Raw genomic sequence first — 16983 nt, forward strand, 5'->3', positions numbered from 1 at the left:
CTCTGGCTCTGGCTCTGGCAAGGATTCAACGACATCTTCAAGCTGATCGCTACCTTGGATTTTCGGTTCAAAGTCAAAATCAGAGTCAATGTTCGCTGGCGACTCTACATCGTCGATGGCTTCAGCTAACCAGTCTTCAAACGTTTCTTCTTCATCTTCAGAGATATCGTTCAAAGACGATGGCGAAGCTTGCTCTTGTACGTCGGCTTCTTTCGGCTCTGGTTCTTGTTGTGCGGTTTCTTCTTTAACTCGCTCTTCAAAATCTGGTTTGTCAAAATCAGAATTCTCAGATAACAGCGAGTCGATATCCAGTTCATCATCTTCAACCGATGATGCGGTTTCTTGCGCTGATACTTCGTCGCTGTCTAAAAGAGACGCTTGCTCTGGTTCAACCGTATTGTCAATTGATGGTTCAACAGGCTCTTCTATTGCTGGCAACAAATCATTGTCATCAGAAGTCATTAACTCATCAATCAACGCTTCGTCTGTTGTTTCTAGCGAGTCATCAAGCAAAGCATCCGTTGCCGGTGCGACACCGAACAAATCATCGATAAAACCATCACGATTAAAGGCTTCATCATTTTCTGGCTTAATGTCAGAACTTTCTTGAGTCATTTCAGAATCTAACGATTCATCAGTAACGACTTCAGGTTGTGGTGTTTCACTAATGTCCGGATCTTGCTCAGGCTCACCTTCAGAGGTTAACGGAGTAAGCTCAACGTCTGAGTCCTTTTCAGGCTCCTCATTGGCGTTGTCCAAACCAAAGGCTGCGTCTAACTCTTTATCAAACGTCTTATCTTCAGATTCAAGCTCGTCTTCAATGCCACTTGTCAGTAAGTCATCAAATGGGTCTAGAGATTCTGATTTTGATGCATCCGCTAAAAGCTCATCATCTGACAATTCACTATCAAGGAAATCATCCAATAAGTCGGTACTTTCGGCGTCGAGTTCGAAATCATCCTCGTCAGAGTCACCTATTAATTCATCCAAGGTTTCCGTGCTGTCTTCTGCGATGTTGAGGTCATCATCGGTCGATAAACCAGAAAGCTCTTCAAGCTCAGACAGAGAATCAAAGCCAAGAGGTTCGCTTTCAGACTCATCATCCGAATCGTCCCCTAGCATCTCATCAAGAAGGTCTGTCGAGTTACTTAGGTCTACGTCATCGCCTGCCAGTTGCTCATCAAGCAGATCAACGCTGTCTTGAGGTTCTTCATTTACGATGGGCTTATCGAACTGAGACAGAATGTTTTCGATATCATCATCAGACGCCAAACCACTGTTTAGGTTAGTGGCAATCCCATCGTCGCTATCGAGGTTGAAAGGGTCATTCGCTTGATCGTTCTGAGCAGCAACTTGGGCAAAGATGTCATCAATATCATCATTCGCTGTCGGTGAAGCTGGCTCAGGGGACTGTTGTTCAGAGATTAGAGCATCAATATCAAAATCGTCATTGCTCAAATCAACAGGCTTAGTCTCACTTTGTTGCTCAGAGATAAGCGCATCGATGTCAAAATCATCGCTTGCTGGTGTTTCAGTGCTAGAAGGCGAATCACTTTGCTCTTCCGAAATCAGAGCATCAATATCGAAGCTGTCGTCATCTTCGTCATCAAGAGCAAACAGATCATCTAATAAAGATTGGTCTAGCTCGTTGGAACCGAGATCTTCAGTTTCAGACTCTTGAGATAGTAAAGCTTCAATGTCATCAGCAGACATTGCGTTATCATCAGAAAGATCAAAGTCGACATCATCAGTATCGACGGCGCTTTCCGCTGTTTTGTCTAGCGCACGTTCCATCTCTTCAAGGCCAAGCGCTTTCTCTTCGCCATTAACACTAATGCCGTTGCTGCTGTCTAAATCTAGATCGTCGAAGTTGGTGTCTAAATCACCGTTTTCGCCAATGCTAGCAAATGGGTCATCGTCTTCACCATCTAGATTGAAATCGAGATCAGATTCATCTAAACCAGCAAAGACATCATCCTCTTCGGCTAGCGCTTGATCGTCAAACAGCTTGTTGGCGTCATCTTCCGTACCAAACAAGTCATCATCTAAAGACAGCTCGTTAAGGTCGTCCATCTCGTCGCCCAATGTAATAGGTGCAACGGTACTTGGTTCTGGCTGGAGCGGTTGTTCTTGAGTCGTCTGCTGTTGCTCATCATTTTTAGAACGACGGCCTAACAGCATCACAACGATCAAACCAATGAGCAGACCTGGAATAATCGCAAGAGCCGCCACTAACCAACCATTCGATAACAGTTCGTCCATGACACTTGGTGCCATCTTTTCAATTTCGGCGTTCTTTCTACGCTCTTCATCAAGCAGCTTTTCCACTTCGCTACGAATGCGGTCTTCATCACCGAGCTCTGTTTTTAGCTCATCCACTTCCGATTGAACATTCGATAACATCAAACGAAGTTGGTGATTTTTCTCTTCAAGTGACAGCAGTTCAGTTTCTGAAAGCTCTAGCTGCTTCTCTAACTTGTTCATCTCTTGGGTTGGTGCAGATTGAGCTAGAGATGATTGAGTTGGAGACAATGGCTTTTTAGCAGTTTCAGTAGTGCTTACTTGCTTAGCAGGAGTAACATTTTTTGCATCAGAACTCGGCGCTTTGGGTTTTGAAGCGACAGGCTTACTTGCAGGAGCATCAAGCTTAGCAAGATGTGAGTTCATGATGTTGATAGCTTGCTGCGTCGAGCTTGCACGTGCTTGCTCTAAAGAAGGCACGCGTAGATTGCTCGCAGGCAGCAGGCTATGGATATTCTGGTTTTCAAACGCTTGTGGGTTTAAGCGATAAATAGCCAACAGAGTTTGTTGGACTGAAACGGAGTTATCAGGGCGTAACTTTGAGGCAATAGACCACAATGTTTCTGAGCCGCGAGTTGGACCATAGAAACGTGAAGGCTCAGCGCTATTTGATTGCGCTCTTTGAAGTGGTTCTGAAAACGTAGGCGCTGATTGTATCTGGCCATTAGGCCCTACAACTCGAATGGAATCTGCACGAACAACGGAAATCTGAGTCGCAATGATAAAGGCAAAAGGCATTAACCACGGCTTGAAAATTTGAAACATAAAAGGCTCAGCTAGGTGCTTAAATTCGGAAAAGTGATGATCTATTAAATATATCGGATAAATGACGTAAAACTATAGAGATGAAAACAAAAAATGTGTTGCAGCAACAATATTCGCAGCAATTTCACACAATTTGACTAACAATATTTTTAATCGATTAAAAAAGCCCCACTAAAGAGTGAGGCTTTTTTATCAAAGCAATAAAACTTAGAAGTAATCGCGAATCAGAACTTCAGCGATTTGAACTGCGTTTGTTGCTGCGCCTTTACGAACGTTATCAGCGACAACCCACATGTTTACGCCACTGTGATGGCTGATGTCGTTACGAATACGACCAACCATTACGTGGTCTTTACCACCTGCATCACGAACTTGAGTTGGGAAGTCTAGCGCTTGGAATACTTCAACACCTTCTGTGTTCTCTAGAAGCTGAACCACTTGCTCTGCACCGATTGGTGCGCGAGTTTCAATGTGTAGAGATTCTGCGTGACCGTAAAATACTGGTACGCGGACACAAGTCGGGTTCACTGTGATTGAAGAGTCAGCAAAGATTTTTTGAGTTTCCCAAACCATCTTCATCTCTTCACGCGTGTAGCCGTTCTCTGTAAATTCATCGATTTGAGGAATACAGTTGAAAGCGATTTGTTGTGAGAACGCTGAGTTTTCAGCTGGCATACCGTTAAGAAGCTTAGCCGTTTGACCCGCTAGCTCATCGATACCTGGCTTACCTGCACCAGACACAGATTGGTAAGTTGAAACGTTAATACGCTCAAGGCCCACTTCATCGTGAATTGGTTTTAGCGCTACTACCATTTGGATAGTCGAGCAGTTAGGGTTCGCGATGATGTTACGGTTACGGAACTCAGCAATCGCTTCAGGGTTCACTTCAGGCACAACCAGAGGAACATCGTATTCGTAACGGAAGCGTGATGTGTTATCGATGACAACCACACCTTCATCAGCCGCAATTGGAGCCCAACGCTCTGAAAGCTCGCTACCTGCAGAGAAAAACGCAATATGTACTTGAGACCAATCGAAGTCTTCTACGTTTTGTACTTGTATTGTTTTGCCGTTAAAACGGGAAGTTTTGCCTTCACTACGTTCACTTGCTAGTAAGTGCATTTCACCGACAGGGAATTTACGCTCTTTAAGTACTTCAAGAATGGTTTCACCAACCGCACCAGTCGCACCTAAAATAGCAATATTAAATTCTTGGCTCATTGTTTCTCTCTTTTATAAAGTTGGCTTTACCATAAAACCGAGTTTAGATAACGGCGTTAAATTACAAGATTCGTCGCCCGTTAACTCGACTGCACTGTACTCTCTGCGGTCCCAATATTCTTTACGCATCTTGTCAAAAGAACCCGGCGTAACGATATTGCGACGGAATAAGGCGTCGTCTTTGCGCACATCATAGATCAACTGAGTCAAATTGTGCAGTGTTGCTTCATCCCAAGCTCTATCTAATTTCATTTGAGGTACAGGCGCTGTCGGCAATAAGTCGCTTGCATACGCACGCTGTTCAGTACCTAAAAATTCACAATAACTGTTGAAGATCATCGTGGTACCACGCGCTTTACCTTCTAAACCGTAGCCCGCTACGTGAGGCGTTGCAAAAGCGAGTAACGGAAGAAGCTCAAAGTCGACTTCAGGTTCAAACTCAAACACATCAAGCACTGCAGTGAAACCATCGGCTTTTTGCAGGCGAGCTTTTAGCGCTTGGTTATCAACCACAGGACCGCGAGCTGCATTAATCAGGATTTGATCAGCACGTAAGTTGTTCAGCACTTGCTCACTGATCAAGTGATGCGTTGGATACTCACCCGTCTTAGTGATTGGCGTGTGTAATGTAATAACGTCTGATTGTTCAAGCAAAGTCTCTAACTCAGTAAATTCGCGAGTATCACCCTCTTGCTGTTTTAGAGGGTCGTTCAGCAGAACTTTGATACCAATACCTTCAAGGCACTTCGCTAAGTAACTGCCCACTTGACCACAGCCGATAATACCAACCGTTTTATCAAAAACAGAAAAGCCTTGTTGCTGCGCAAGCACCATCATCGCACTGAACGCGTACTCAGCAACACCCACCTTGTTACAACCAGGTGCCGCAGTAAAGAAAATGCCACGCTCTTTCATCAACTCTTGGTCAACGTGATCCATGCCAGCCGTCGCAGTACCAACAAACTTCAGCTTATTGGCTTTGCTGATCAATGACTCGTTTACCTTGGTAACAGAGCGAATCATCAATGCGTCTACGTCAACTAGGTCGTCAGCTGTTAATGTGCGACCAGACTTCATTGTCACTTCCCCTAGCTGGCTAAAAAGCGCTTCAGCGTAAGGCATATTTTCGTCGATTAAGATTTTCATTTGGCGAGTACTTTTGTTGGGGTCTATCGACCTAAATGTGAATTGAAATGATTGTGCAAAATTCCACACACGGTGTCGAGTAGCAATTGGAATACATTATAAATAAAGGGCTGAATCACTGAGTCTGCACAAACAACAGGCATAAGATTCCATACCCAAATCTCAAACGGCTAAAACGAAAAATGCCCGATTGAATAAACAATCGGGCAAACATCCAGAACAAAAGGATCCTATCTCGCTCTCCAGGAGACAGAGTCTTGCGTCTGTTCAACCAGTACTAACCAAAGTCAGTACTGGTCAAGCTCTGGAAACCTTTCAATCTCTAAACCCAGATTTAAAAACTATGTTCAAAAAACACGTTTACCAACCTGCGTCTAAAAACTTTGTTCTGATGGTCATTATTACTGGGTGACCTGTGCGTGTTGAATCGGCACTAGCGCAACCCTTTAACGATTAACCTTGTCTCTGTAACTCAAGCTTAAGTTAAGCTTGGTACTTTTTGATTACTAGCGTTGCGTTCGTACCGCCGAAACCAAAACTGTTAGACATAACTGTAGTTAGCTCTTGATCACGAGCTTCAGTTACGATGTCTAGGCCAGCAGCAGCTTCGTCTAGGTTCGAAACGTTAATGCTTGGAGCGATAAAGCCGTTATCTAGCATTAGCGTTGAGTAAATAGCTTCGTGTACGCCAGCAGCACCTAGAGCGTGACCTGTCATCGCTTTAGTTGCAGAAATTGCTGGGCTGTTGCCACCAAATACTTCTTGGATAGCGCCTAGCTCTTTAACGTCGCCAACTGGAGTTGAAGTACCGTGAGTGTTCACGTAATCAACGCCATCAACGTTTTGCATCGCCATCTTCATACAACGAACCGCACCTTCACCAGAAGGAGCAACCATGTCGTAGCCATCTGAAGTTGCGCCGTAGCCTACGATTTCACCGTAGATTTTTGCGCCACGAGCAACAGCGTGCTCAAGCTCTTCGATAACTAACATGCCGCCGCCACCAGAGATAACGAAACCATCACGGTCTGCATCGTAGGTACGAGAAGCCAGCTCTGGCGTGTCGTTGTACTTAGTAGAAAGTGCGCCCATTGCGTCGAACATCATAGTCAGAGACCAATCCAGTTCTTCACCGCCACCAGCGAATACAACGTCTTGCTTACCAAGTTGGATAAGCTCCATTGCGTGACCAATACAGTGTGCAGATGTCGCACATGCAGAGCTCATAGAGTAGTTCACACCACGGATTTTGAAAGGAGTTGCTAGACAAGCAGAAACCGTAGAAGCCATTGTACGTGGAACCATGTATGGACCAACGCGCTTCACGCCTTTCTCACGGATGATGTCTACCGCGTTTACTTGGTTTAGAGATGAAGCACCACCTGAACCCGCAACGATACCCGTGCGGTCATTAGATACTTGATCTTCAGTTAAGCCAGAATCAGCAATTGCTTGCTCCATTGAAAGATAAGCGAATGCCGCTGCATCACCCATAAAGCGCATTTTTTTGCGATCGATATGGTCAGCAGGGTTCATTTTTAGGTTACCCCATACTTGAGAGCGCAAGCCATTTTCCTTGAACTGCTCTGAAGCGGTAATACCAGATTTACCCTCTTTCAGTGATGCTAAAACTTCTTCGACGTTGTTACCGATACTTGAAACAATACCCATACCGGTGATTACGACTCGTTTCATGTGACATTCCTATAATTCTAAATTCAGCTAGATGATAACTAAGAAGCCTAACAAAAGTGGTCAGCTTTCCTAGAAATTCGTACAATCCCTACCAACATATCGCTTCAAATCACAAAATGATAGATTTTATGACTTCAATTACTAATGCAGAACTGGAATGGAATGAGTCTGGCACGCCAGTTTCAGACCAATTTGACGACGTTTACTTCTCCAATGTTAACGGTTTAGAAGAAACTCGCTACGTCTTTTTAAAGCAAAACCACCTTCCAGAGCGTTGGCTTGAACATGAACAACGCCGCTTTGTGATTGCTGAAACCGGCTTTGGCACAGGTTTGAACTTTCTTGCAGTTTGGCAATGGTTCGATGCTTTTCTTAAAGATAACCCACAAGCGATGACCAAAGAGTTACATTTCATCAGTTTTGAAAAATATCCTTTAAATAAAGAGGATCTGATCAAAGCACACCAATCGTGGCCAGAATTAGCCGAGTATGCGACGCAACTCCAAGAACACTACCCTATTGCTCTACCTGAATGTCACCGCATTGTGCTGGGCGACGGTGCAATCACGCTTGATTTGTGGTTTGGCGATATTAAAGATTGCATGCCCAACGTACCAACCCCGCGTGAAGGTTTGGTTGATGCTTGGTTCTTAGACGGTTTTGCTCCGAGCAAGAACCCAGAGATGTGGAATCAAAACCTATTCAACGGCATGGCTAAGCTCGCTAAGCAAGATTGTAGCTGCGCCACCTTCACCGCTGCTGGCTTTGTTCGCCGTGGCTTAATTGAAGCTGGCTTTGAAATGAAAAAGGTCAAAGGCTTTGGTACTAAGCGAGAAATGATCGCCGGCCGACTTGGCGAAAAGCACGCTCACACCAACATCAAACCTTGGTATGGCCTCGCTCAACACACTGAATCCCAAGACATTGCGATCATTGGTGGTGGTGTCGCCAGTGCTGCATTAGCCAAAACGCTAAGCCGTCGTGGTAAAAACATCACCCTTTATTGTGAACATCCACAAGCTGCGGGCAATGCCTCAGGTAACAACCAAGGTGCGATTTACCCGCTATTAAGCGAAGCGACCTCGAACGTGTCTCGCGTGTTTGGCCCGGGATTACTGTTTGCTCGTCAATTTATTAATCAAGCGGCTCAGTCTATTCAATTTGATCACAGTTGGTGTGGCGTGAACATCTTGATGTGGGATCAAGGCTCCACTAAAAAGCTCAACCGCATGTTGGAAGGCAACTTCCACACCGACCTGATTCAGCGTTTATCGCCAGAGCAAGCCAACGAAAAGATTGGCTTACCCGTCGATAAAGAGAGTGTTTACTTTCCGCTGGGTGGTTGGCTAAGCCCTCTGCAACTGACTCAAGGCTTGATTAGCAAGTTAGAAGAGAACAACCAAGTAAGCGCGCACTATCAACATCAAGTAACGCAACTTGAGTGGCTCGAAGCTGAACAACAATGGATACTGACGATGGATACACCTCAAGGTGAGATTCAAACCAAGCACGACCAAGTAGTTGTCGCAAACGGACACAAGTTCACTCAGTTTGAACAAACTCAGCCAGTACCACTGACTCCGGTTAAAGGCCAAGTGAGCCATATTCCGACCACGGAAAATCTCAGCCAGCTAAAAACCGTGTTGTGCTTTGATGGCTATTTGACGCCACAGAACCCCAACAATGGTCATCACTGTATTGGTGCGAACTACGACAAAACCAATATCGACCAAGAATTTGATATTGAGGTTCAGCAGCACAATGGCGAGCGCCTACATGGGTCACTACCAGACCAAGCATGGACAAAAGATGTCGATACCAGTGACAACTTAGCGCGCCAAGGTATCCGAAGCGTAAGCCGTGACCACCTTCCGTTTGTCGGAAACGTTGGTGACTTTGAAGCCATTAAGGAGCAGTACCAAGATCTCCACAACTTCAACCCGCAGCGTGACTCGGTTGAGGATGTAGAAACGATAACAAGCTTCCCTAACCTTTATTGCTTTATCGGACTGGGTTCACGTGGTTTGAGCTCTGCACCATTATTGGCTGAAGTATTAGCATCACAGATCTGTGGCGATCCGCTGCCCTTGCCTGTTGATGTGCTTGAGGCGATTCACCCAAGTCGAATGTGGGTACGCAGACTGCGTAAAGGTAAGGCATTAACGGCTGGATGGGTTGCTGACAAGCATTCTAAATCAAAGCCGTAGTTTCTAGTTCAGCTATTTTGAACATCTGAAATTTCTGAATATCTGAAACTAATAAGTTAAAAGCTAAAAAGCCCTACGTGACTAAGTTAAGTCGCTCGGGCTTTTTGTTATTCGTGTTGATCTAAACTGATGTTCTAAATGGAGCAGTATTTACAGCTTAGCAACCGCGTCTTTAATCTGTAGAGCAATCTCTTCGTTGCTGATAGAGCCCGACTCAAAATCAAAGTTATCGTAGAAGCTTGGTACTGAAACTGACGCTTGCACGTTGCCACCGAAGTAAGGTGCAGAACCTGTCGCTGCACCAAGTACCGTTTGTGCGCCACCAGGGCCCGGTGAAGTCGCTAGGTAAACCGCCGGCTTCTCGCCAAACACTGAACGCTCAATACGTGTCGCCCAGTCAAATAGGTTTTTATACGCTGCTGGGTAGTGACCATTGTGTTCTGCGAACGAGATAACAAACGCATCAGCTTCAGCTAGGTCGCGTAGGAATGCTTGAGCACCTTCCGCTTGGCCAATCTCTTTTTCAGTGTCTTCACTGAACATAGGAACATTGTAATCGTTGATGTCTAGGACTTTTACTTCAGCACCTTCAATCAAGTTTGCTGCGTAAGTTGCTAGTGTTTTGTTGATTGAGGTAGAACTTGTGCTTGCGCCAAATGCGATAACTTTCATGATGTGACCTTTCTGTAATTCCGTTAAGTGGGATTAGAATAACGTAGTAAGAAAATGTAACCATCACAAGAAATGAACGGACTCATTCAAAAATTTCGAACGAGTCTCAAATAAACCAGTTCGCTCAGCAAAATGGGAAAGGAAGGGACTGAGCGGATAGTATTAATACATCGAGATTAAGCTTGGTTTTGTAGCTCAACCCAAAGGTCATTAACGATAGTGCGGTCTGCTGGTGTTAGTTCAGAGCGAGCGTCGTCTAGGCTCTGTTCAATACGAGCTTTTACTTCAGCCACATCTTCAATGCCTTCTTCTTCACATGAAGCCACTGAAAGAGAAATATGACCACGTAAGTAACCACCAGCAAACAGTTCATCGTCTGATGCGTTTTCAATGCGAGCATCAATAACTTCAAGTAGTTTTTCTTCAAATTCGATAATCATAATATTCTCTTATTTCACAATAAATTGGCTAGCACATAAAGGTTCTACATCGTAGAAGCTGCGTAATGCTTCAGAGAGCATTTTCACGCGAGGCGGAAAGCCTACTTCAAAGATACCCATAACTTCGCTATGTACTTTATTCATAAAGGCCAAACGATCTGGCTCAAAATCGCCGTGTAGATTGTCACAGCTGACATTAAAAGGAAAGCCTGCGCTCATCGCAATGATCCATTCATACGCTTGTGGGCGAATTTCTACTTTTTCAAACTCAGCTTGAACCGATTCCGTTCGACCGTCAGGTTCATACCAATAGCCAAAATCTTCCAGTAAACGACGCTCAGGCCCAGCAACGCACCAGTGTGCGATCTCATGGAGTGCAGAGGCGTAAAAGCCACGTGCGAACACGATTCGATGGTGTGGGATAGTATCATCAGCAGGCAAATAGATCGGCTCATCAGCCCCTAGCTCTAGTTTGGTATTAAAGCTTTCAAAAAAGGTCTGATTGAAGATATCGATAATGTCTGAGTATTGGTGTGTCATAAAATCAAATTTAAGTAAAAATAACTGGGGCATTTTGCTTTTTTTTCAGCGCTCGGTAAAGCCCTATCAAGCGTAATGACATCGGGTTCGCCATTATACTTTGCAGTGACAATCGATTGCCATTCCCAGATTACACCACTTTAAGGTGAATGATTAGTTTAGCTAATCTGAAACGCCCATTCACGGTACAAATATTCATTCGTCAACAAGCATTTTTACTACTACACTCGCGCTTCATTTTATATCCCTAAGGCCTATAAGACTCGAGTTTATAGAACCTAAATTATAGAGCTACAGCAATGCTACTAAGTGTTTTGTATATCATTGGCATCACGGCAGAAGCCATGACCGGCGCTCTCAGTGCAGGCAAACAAAAAATGGATTGGTTTGGTGTAATGTTGGTTGCGAGCGCAACGGCAATTGGCGGCGGTACAGTACGCGATATCTTACTTGGCCATTACCCTTTAGGTTGGGTTGAAAACCCTCAGTATCTGGCCATCACCTGTATAGCAGGTGTTATTACAACCGGGTTGGCGAAATGGGTTATCAAGCTAAAAGGTTTGTTTATTCGCTTGGATGCCTTAGGCCTAATCGTATTCAGTATCATTGGTACCAAAGTAGCGATGACCATGGGTCTGCACCCGATGATTTGCATGGTATCGGCATTAGTGACAGGTGTCTTTGGTGGTTTGTTACGTGACCTTATCTGTCGTCAAACACCATTGGTGTTACATGAAGAGCTGTATGCCTCTGTCGCACTTGTCGCTTCAGGTTTGTACCTAGGTTTGCTTGAGCTTGGCATCAACGACGTCACGGCGACAATTGTGACGCTTGTAGTTGGTTACTTGCTGCGCATGGCGGCTGTAAGATTCAAATGGAGTTTGCCTTCGTTCCAGCTTGATCCTGAAAGCTCTGTACATTAGATATTCTCAATGACGCAGAATATAAAAAGGGTTACTTCATTACGAAGCAACCCTTTTTTGTTTCTACCAATTCTATTCTAAATAAAAAGAAGCAGAATTAGATTTGTGGTGTTTCAGTTGTCACACCAAAGTTTTGACCACGATGACGTAGCAAGTGGTCAAGCAGCACGATAGCCAGCATTGCTTCTGCAATAGGTACCGCACGGATGCCAACACATGGATCGTGACGACCTTTCGTGATTAGCTGCGTTGCTTCACCATCTTTCGTGATTGTGTCACCAGGTACAGTGATGCTTGATGTTGGTTTAAGCGCAATGCTTGCCACAATATCTTGACCAGTAGAGATACCACCTAAGATACCGCCAGCATGATTGCTGCTGAAACCTTCTGGAGTTAATGGGTCACGGTGTTCACTACCGCGTTGATTAACAACATCGAAGCCATCACCAATCTCAACACCTTTCACAGCGTTAATGCTCATTAGAGCGTGCGCGATGTCAGCATCTAGACGATCAAAGATTGGCTCACCAAGGCCTACTGGCACTTTAGTCGCAACCACTTGAATCTTCGCACCGATCGAGTTGCCTTCTTTTAGCAAGTCACGAATCAGTTGATCAAATTCTGGTACTTTGTCGGCATCTGGACAGAAGAAAGCGTTGTTTTCAATCTCGTTCCAATCCACTTTATCAATTGAGATATCACCCATTTGAGAAAGGTAAGCTTGGATTTCAACACCAAATTCTTGTTTTAGGTATTTCTTCGCAATTGCACCTGCAGCAACACGCATTGCAGTTTCACGAGCTGAAGAACGACCACCACCTCGGTAATCACGCACACCGTACTTTTGATGGTACGTATAGTCAGCGTGGCCAGGGCGGAACTTGTCTTTAATTTCGGAATAGTCTTTAGAGCGTTGGTCTGTATTTTCAATCAATAGACCAATAGAAGTACCCGTAGTTTGGCCTTCAAATACACCTGATAAGATTTTCACTTCATCCGCTTCACGACGAGCCGTTGTATAGCGAGAAGTGCCCGGACGACGACGGTCCAGATCTTTCTGCAGATCTTCTTCGGTAATTTCTAATCCTGGTGGGCACCCATCTACGATACATCCTAGTGCGATACCGTGACTTTCTCCGAACGTGGTCACGCGGAAATGTTGTCCGATACTGTTTCCTGCCATTACTTCCTCTAAATCAGCTATTGAGCAGAAGGTTTGATTCCTAAACCGACTGGCTAATAGCTTTACTTGTCTATTCTTCGTGAATTCATAGTGGCTTTATTACCAAATGATGTAAACCCCAAAAAACGAACAATTGTCAGTTTATCGAAAAATAAAAAAGGAAGCCCATCACTAGGCTTCCTTCTTTCAATACCTTTGATTCACTTGGCATTCAATGTGCGACTAACTCAAGCGTTCAAATTAATCGTCGTTCGATGAACCATCCCACACCATATTAAAGTTCACATCGGTAATGTACTGACTCCACTCATCACTGATTTTGCCAATGATGCTGTAGTTTTCATCTAATTCAAGTGAGTAGCTATTATTCATCCCAAACAAGAATGAAAGCACCGCATTCGTTCTACCCTCGTCAAATACATCGTCACAAAATTGTGGGTTTAAAGTATCACCGTTGCTTGCTGAAATGGATTCAGACGTCACAGTGAACCTTTCAAAAATAGCCGCATCGCCATTGTGCGAGCTCAGCAGTCCATCACAGCTAATACCATTCATCCATACCTTGATATAGTCGTGTGAATTACCAGATGAAAGCTCGGCTGTACTCATCTGTAATGACGTAGAGATAAGCTCGTATTGGTGGTCTTGTTCACCAGGCCAATATAGGTCAGCATCTCGCAACTCAGGGCCATCACTGGATTTAACTTGAATACGCTTTTCTGCATCCGCTTTGTTACTAAAGCCAACATAACGACTAGATTCACCATCCTCAGTCCAGAGCATAGTCAGGGCACCCTGTGAGATTAAGTTACTATCATAATCATTGGTTAGGTCGTAACTCATGGTCATCACTTCGCCGTCATCGACAAATGAACCGACCAAAGTGTCACCTTCGACAATATAAGTACCAACTTTTAGCGTCGCCTCTGTTGTACATTCTGCCTTATTGCTTAGGTCACGATCATTGTAGAAGATCTCACCATCTTCAAAGCGCACTGTGTCACACCACACTTGAGCGTAGTTTGTACCGTTAGAACCTCGCTCTAAGAAGTACCATGTGTTGTCTTCTAATGGGTGAGAATCACCTGGTGGTAATGGCGCTTCTTCAATAACCGGGAAGCTCAACGTTGCCGAGACCCACTCACTGTTGACGCCATCATTGACTAAAACTGTCAGTGTTTCGTCACCTGCCGCAGCAGGGCGTGGAAGCAAACCAGAGAAGCTCACTACGCCCTGCTCGCTTACTAGACCGTTAAAGCCCGTGCGCGCAGCCGTTGATAGCGTCGTTTCCACTTCGTAGTTTAAGGCGTCACCATCTTGATCTATGAATAGTGCACTTACATCCAGTGTATCGGTTAGCGACTCGCCTTCTGTGATTAACCACGTATTCATTGTCAACTGCAGGTTTGCAAGCTCGTTCTCGTCAACCACAGGAAGTTGGTTGTCAGTTAAAACCGTCACTTCAAAGGTCAGTGGGTATGAACGTGCCTCGTGCTCATCGGTCGCAAAGATATGGTAAATAAAGCTGCCTGCACCCTCTGGTTCACCCGTAATCATGCCTGTTTCCGAGTCTATAGACAGACCATTATTACCATCACCATCAACGACAGTCATAGTGAAGGACATGTCATCGCCTTCGGCGTCTTGGAATTTGTCGCTAACATTGTATGGGCGCCATGCTTCACCCAGCGTCAATTCAACGGGCTCAGTGGTACCGACAACTTTTGGTCGGGTGTTTGGTAAAACGATGATATCGCCGCCACCCGGTGGAATATTAATAATTGGCGAGTAATCATCAAGCGTTTGATCATCGGCTTCAATGATCTCTTGTGTTGCTTCTGCCATAGCTTCAGTCAGCTTCAGCTTAGTTTCGATATCTCCGTCAGAATGATCGACCAACACTTCGCCAATCAGGTTAAGTGCTTCTGCTTGCTCTGTGGTATCTGCAATGTAGTCACCAAAAATAAGTGCTTGTGACACCTCAAGACCTTCGTCACCCGTGATAGCAGCAACTACTTGCTCCTCAGCTTCAGCTACTGTCAACTCCGAGTCTGCAGCTAGCAGTTTGTTCACCATGTTCGTCATTGGGTTAATGATTGCGCCGCTGCCCGCATTAGCTAGTGTGAAGTCGTGTTGAACAAGACCACGGTTGCTGTCTATTGTTTGACCTGCAACTGCCTCAACACAGACCACGGCACCTTGATGCGCAACTGGAATGTTTACCTTACCATCGACATCAGTTTGACTACTCTTGCCTGTTAAGTCCGTATCACAAATACCATCTTGGGTCGTATCAACCCTGACATTAGCATACGCCAAATAACCATCAATGGCCGTGATAGAAAACGTCGTTGGGTTGCTCGACGAATCGCTGTCTGAACCACACCCAACCAAAGCCATTGCAATTGACGCTGCGAGCAAGCCTTGCTTTTTCATTATTGTTCCTTATTAAACCTATTCAATGAGTCTTCATACAGCCAACTTCAGTAGGCTGTGATAATTAAAACATCACTATTTTTAGAGGTTTACTTGGAACTCGCAAGGTACAGGGAATAATGGAAAACCCGTAAAATAATTTCTAAATTTTTCCAATTATGCAAAGTTAAGCCGCCAATTTATTGTGGAGCCAGCTTTTAGCAAATTTGAGATCTTTCTCAATCAGGCTGTGGCTACAATCTAATAGTTCACAGATCTCTTGATGCTTTAGGCCAATGTAATATTTTAATTTCAGCACATTAGATTGTCGTGGATAGTGTTCCGTAAAATCCATCAATGACTTCTCTAACTCAATGCGTTTATCAAGGGGCAGGTATTCAATCGAAATTGCATTTTCTATGCGCATTAAATTGCCCTTTTTTCTTTTATCAGCCTTCAACGCCCAAGAGTCATTAATGAGAATATGCTGCATAGCTTTAACGGACATCAAAAAAAAATCTCGCGTCCCTTCTATCTCACCCTTCCCAACGGAGCCAATCTTCAAGTAAGCCTCATGAGTCAATGTCGTCGTAGAGCTCGTATCTATCAAAGGCTCATTAAATACCTCTGCACATTTATAACGTCGTAATTGAGCTAACTCTTTAAGCCGATAGTAAGCAAAACGATACAATTCAGCTTCAGACTGCTTGCAACCATGTTGCCATTGGTAAATAAGAGTAGTAAGCCCCTTGTGCTCCTGAATTTTTTTTATGGTCGACAAAATTTAACCTTTTAAAACAATTAAATGGGAAGTCACAACAAGTAAACCAATAGGTTCATGTCTTCTGTGGCAATCCAAGAATCGAATAATTCCTCATCCAAAAAATATCCGCCTTCTTAGAAGCCGGTTTTGCTTTATAACCCCCAAGAAGGGGGCGTCCGCGCTATCAATTCTTCAATAACTGCAGTTGTTGTTCATACTCTATGTCCTGTTTATCTTGATGTCGTACATATCGCCGAATGACTTCTTCATTCACACCAACCGTATCTGCAAAATACCTCTAGCCCAAAAGTAATTTCCCCACAGTTTCTTACGTTTATGTGGGGATTTATTGAAAAGTCTAATTGCTATTCGACCCTTTAAAACTCCTAACAAACTCAAGACTGATAACTTGGGAGAAACAATGACAGAAAGATGAACATGATCTGGTTGAACATTTAACTCTAAAACCTTGCAGTCTTTCACATTGCACAAGATATGGATTGAACGATAAAGCTCCTTTCCACCCTTATCTTTCAAAATCTTATATCTGTACTTTGGGTCAAAACTATATGGTATTTGCAACGCCAATAGACATATGATGAATTTCTGTAATCGCCCATGTGGTTGTTTCCTCTTACTTGTGATGAATAAGAGATTACTTCTAACATGAGCACTTCTCGAGGCCATAGCCTCCAGGGCGGGAGCATACTTT

Annotated in this window: 12 protein-coding genes and 1 pseudogene; 2 read left to right on the plus strand and 11 right to left on the minus strand. The window is 44.3% G+C overall.

The genetic code is table 11. The annotated features are described in order from the left end of the window. The 4 genes from AB4517_RS21940 to fabB form a co-directional block, all read right to left on the minus strand. Positions 1 to 3066: FimV/HubP family polar landmark protein (locus AB4517_RS21940; RefSeq protein ID WP_372149979.1), on the minus strand; the 3066-nt coding region annotated here is incomplete at its 3' end. A gap of 207 nt (positions 3067 to 3273) precedes the next feature. Further along, positions 3274 to 4287 carry an aspartate-semialdehyde dehydrogenase gene (locus AB4517_RS21945; protein WP_017062350.1) on the minus strand — a complete coding sequence of 338 codons (1014 nt, stop codon included), beginning with the start codon at positions 4285 to 4287 and terminating at the stop codon, positions 3274 to 3276. A gap of 12 nt (positions 4288 to 4299) precedes the next feature. After that, entirely contained in the window at positions 4300 to 5433 is a 1134-nt protein-coding gene (locus AB4517_RS21950; RefSeq protein ID WP_017062351.1) for a 4-phosphoerythronate dehydrogenase, read from the minus strand. A gap of 483 nt (positions 5434 to 5916) precedes the next feature. Further along, positions 5917 to 7128 carry a beta-ketoacyl-ACP synthase I gene (gene fabB / locus AB4517_RS21955; protein ID WP_017062353.1) on the minus strand — a complete coding sequence of 404 codons (1212 nt, stop codon included), beginning with the start codon at positions 7126 to 7128 and terminating at the stop codon, positions 5917 to 5919. Positions 7129 to 7256: 128 nt separating this feature from the next. Between fabB and mnmC the strand changes: the two genes are divergently transcribed. Continuing rightward, positions 7257 to 9335: a bifunctional tRNA (5-methylaminomethyl-2-thiouridine)(34)-methyltransferase MnmD/FAD-dependent 5-carboxymethylaminomethyl-2-thiouridine(34) oxidoreductase MnmC gene (mnmC, locus tag AB4517_RS21960; RefSeq protein WP_372149983.1), complete on the plus strand. Its 2079-nt coding sequence runs from the start codon at positions 7257 to 7259 to the stop codon at positions 9333 to 9335. A 150-nt stretch (positions 9336 to 9485) separates the two neighbouring features. Here the strand turns inward: mnmC and AB4517_RS21965 are convergent, their stop codons facing one another. The 3 genes from AB4517_RS21965 to AB4517_RS21975 form a co-directional block, all read right to left on the minus strand. After that, positions 9486 to 10007, minus strand: coding sequence for an NADPH-dependent FMN reductase (locus AB4517_RS21965; protein WP_017070306.1), 522 nt, complete (start codon positions 10005 to 10007; stop codon positions 9486 to 9488). Between the two features lie 176 nt (positions 10008 to 10183). Continuing rightward, a complete protein-coding gene (locus tag AB4517_RS21970; protein ID WP_017063425.1) occupies positions 10184 to 10447 on the minus strand; it encodes a YfcL family protein in 264 nt (87 codons plus the stop codon). 9 nt (positions 10448 to 10456) lie between these two features. Then, the gene (locus tag AB4517_RS21975; RefSeq protein ID WP_017063424.1) at positions 10457 to 10987 is read right to left on the minus strand and encodes an elongation factor P hydroxylase; all 531 of its coding nucleotides are present in this window, start codon (positions 10985 to 10987) and stop codon (positions 10457 to 10459) included. Between the two features lie 299 nt (positions 10988 to 11286). Here AB4517_RS21975 and AB4517_RS21980 point away from each other — a divergent pair, with 299 nt between their 5' ends. Continuing rightward, positions 11287 to 11910 (plus strand): trimeric intracellular cation channel family protein, encoded by a 624-nt coding sequence (locus AB4517_RS21980; protein ID WP_017062358.1) that lies wholly within the window; start codon positions 11287 to 11289, stop codon positions 11908 to 11910. 97 nt (positions 11911 to 12007) lie between these two features. Here the strand turns inward: AB4517_RS21980 and aroC are convergent, their stop codons facing one another. From aroC to tnpA, 4 genes and pseudogenes are all read right to left on the minus strand, one after another. Next, the gene (gene aroC, locus AB4517_RS21985) at positions 12008 to 13093 is read right to left on the minus strand and encodes a chorismate synthase (protein ID WP_029235357.1); all 1086 of its coding nucleotides are present in this window, start codon (positions 13091 to 13093) and stop codon (positions 12008 to 12010) included. A 240-nt stretch (positions 13094 to 13333) separates the two neighbouring features. Next, positions 13334 to 15529, minus strand: a complete 2196-nt coding sequence (locus tag AB4517_RS21990) for a putative Ig domain-containing protein (RefSeq protein ID WP_372149986.1) — start codon at positions 15527 to 15529, stop codon at positions 13334 to 13336. A gap of 166 nt (positions 15530 to 15695) precedes the next feature. Beyond that, the gene (locus AB4517_RS21995) at positions 15696 to 16289 is read right to left on the minus strand and encodes an ECF-type sigma factor (protein ID WP_372149989.1); all 594 of its coding nucleotides are present in this window, start codon (positions 16287 to 16289) and stop codon (positions 15696 to 15698) included. A gap of 166 nt (positions 16290 to 16455) precedes the next feature. After that, positions 16456 to 16891 (minus strand): annotated as a pseudogene (tnpA, locus tag AB4517_RS22000) (IS200/IS605 family transposase). Positions 16892 to 16983: the final 92 nt, after the last annotated feature.

Origin of the sequence: Vibrio sp. 10N.222.52.C3, assembly GCF_041474195.1 — a bacterium.
Classification (GTDB): domain Bacteria; phylum Pseudomonadota; class Gammaproteobacteria; order Enterobacterales; family Vibrionaceae; genus Vibrio; species Vibrio crassostreae_C.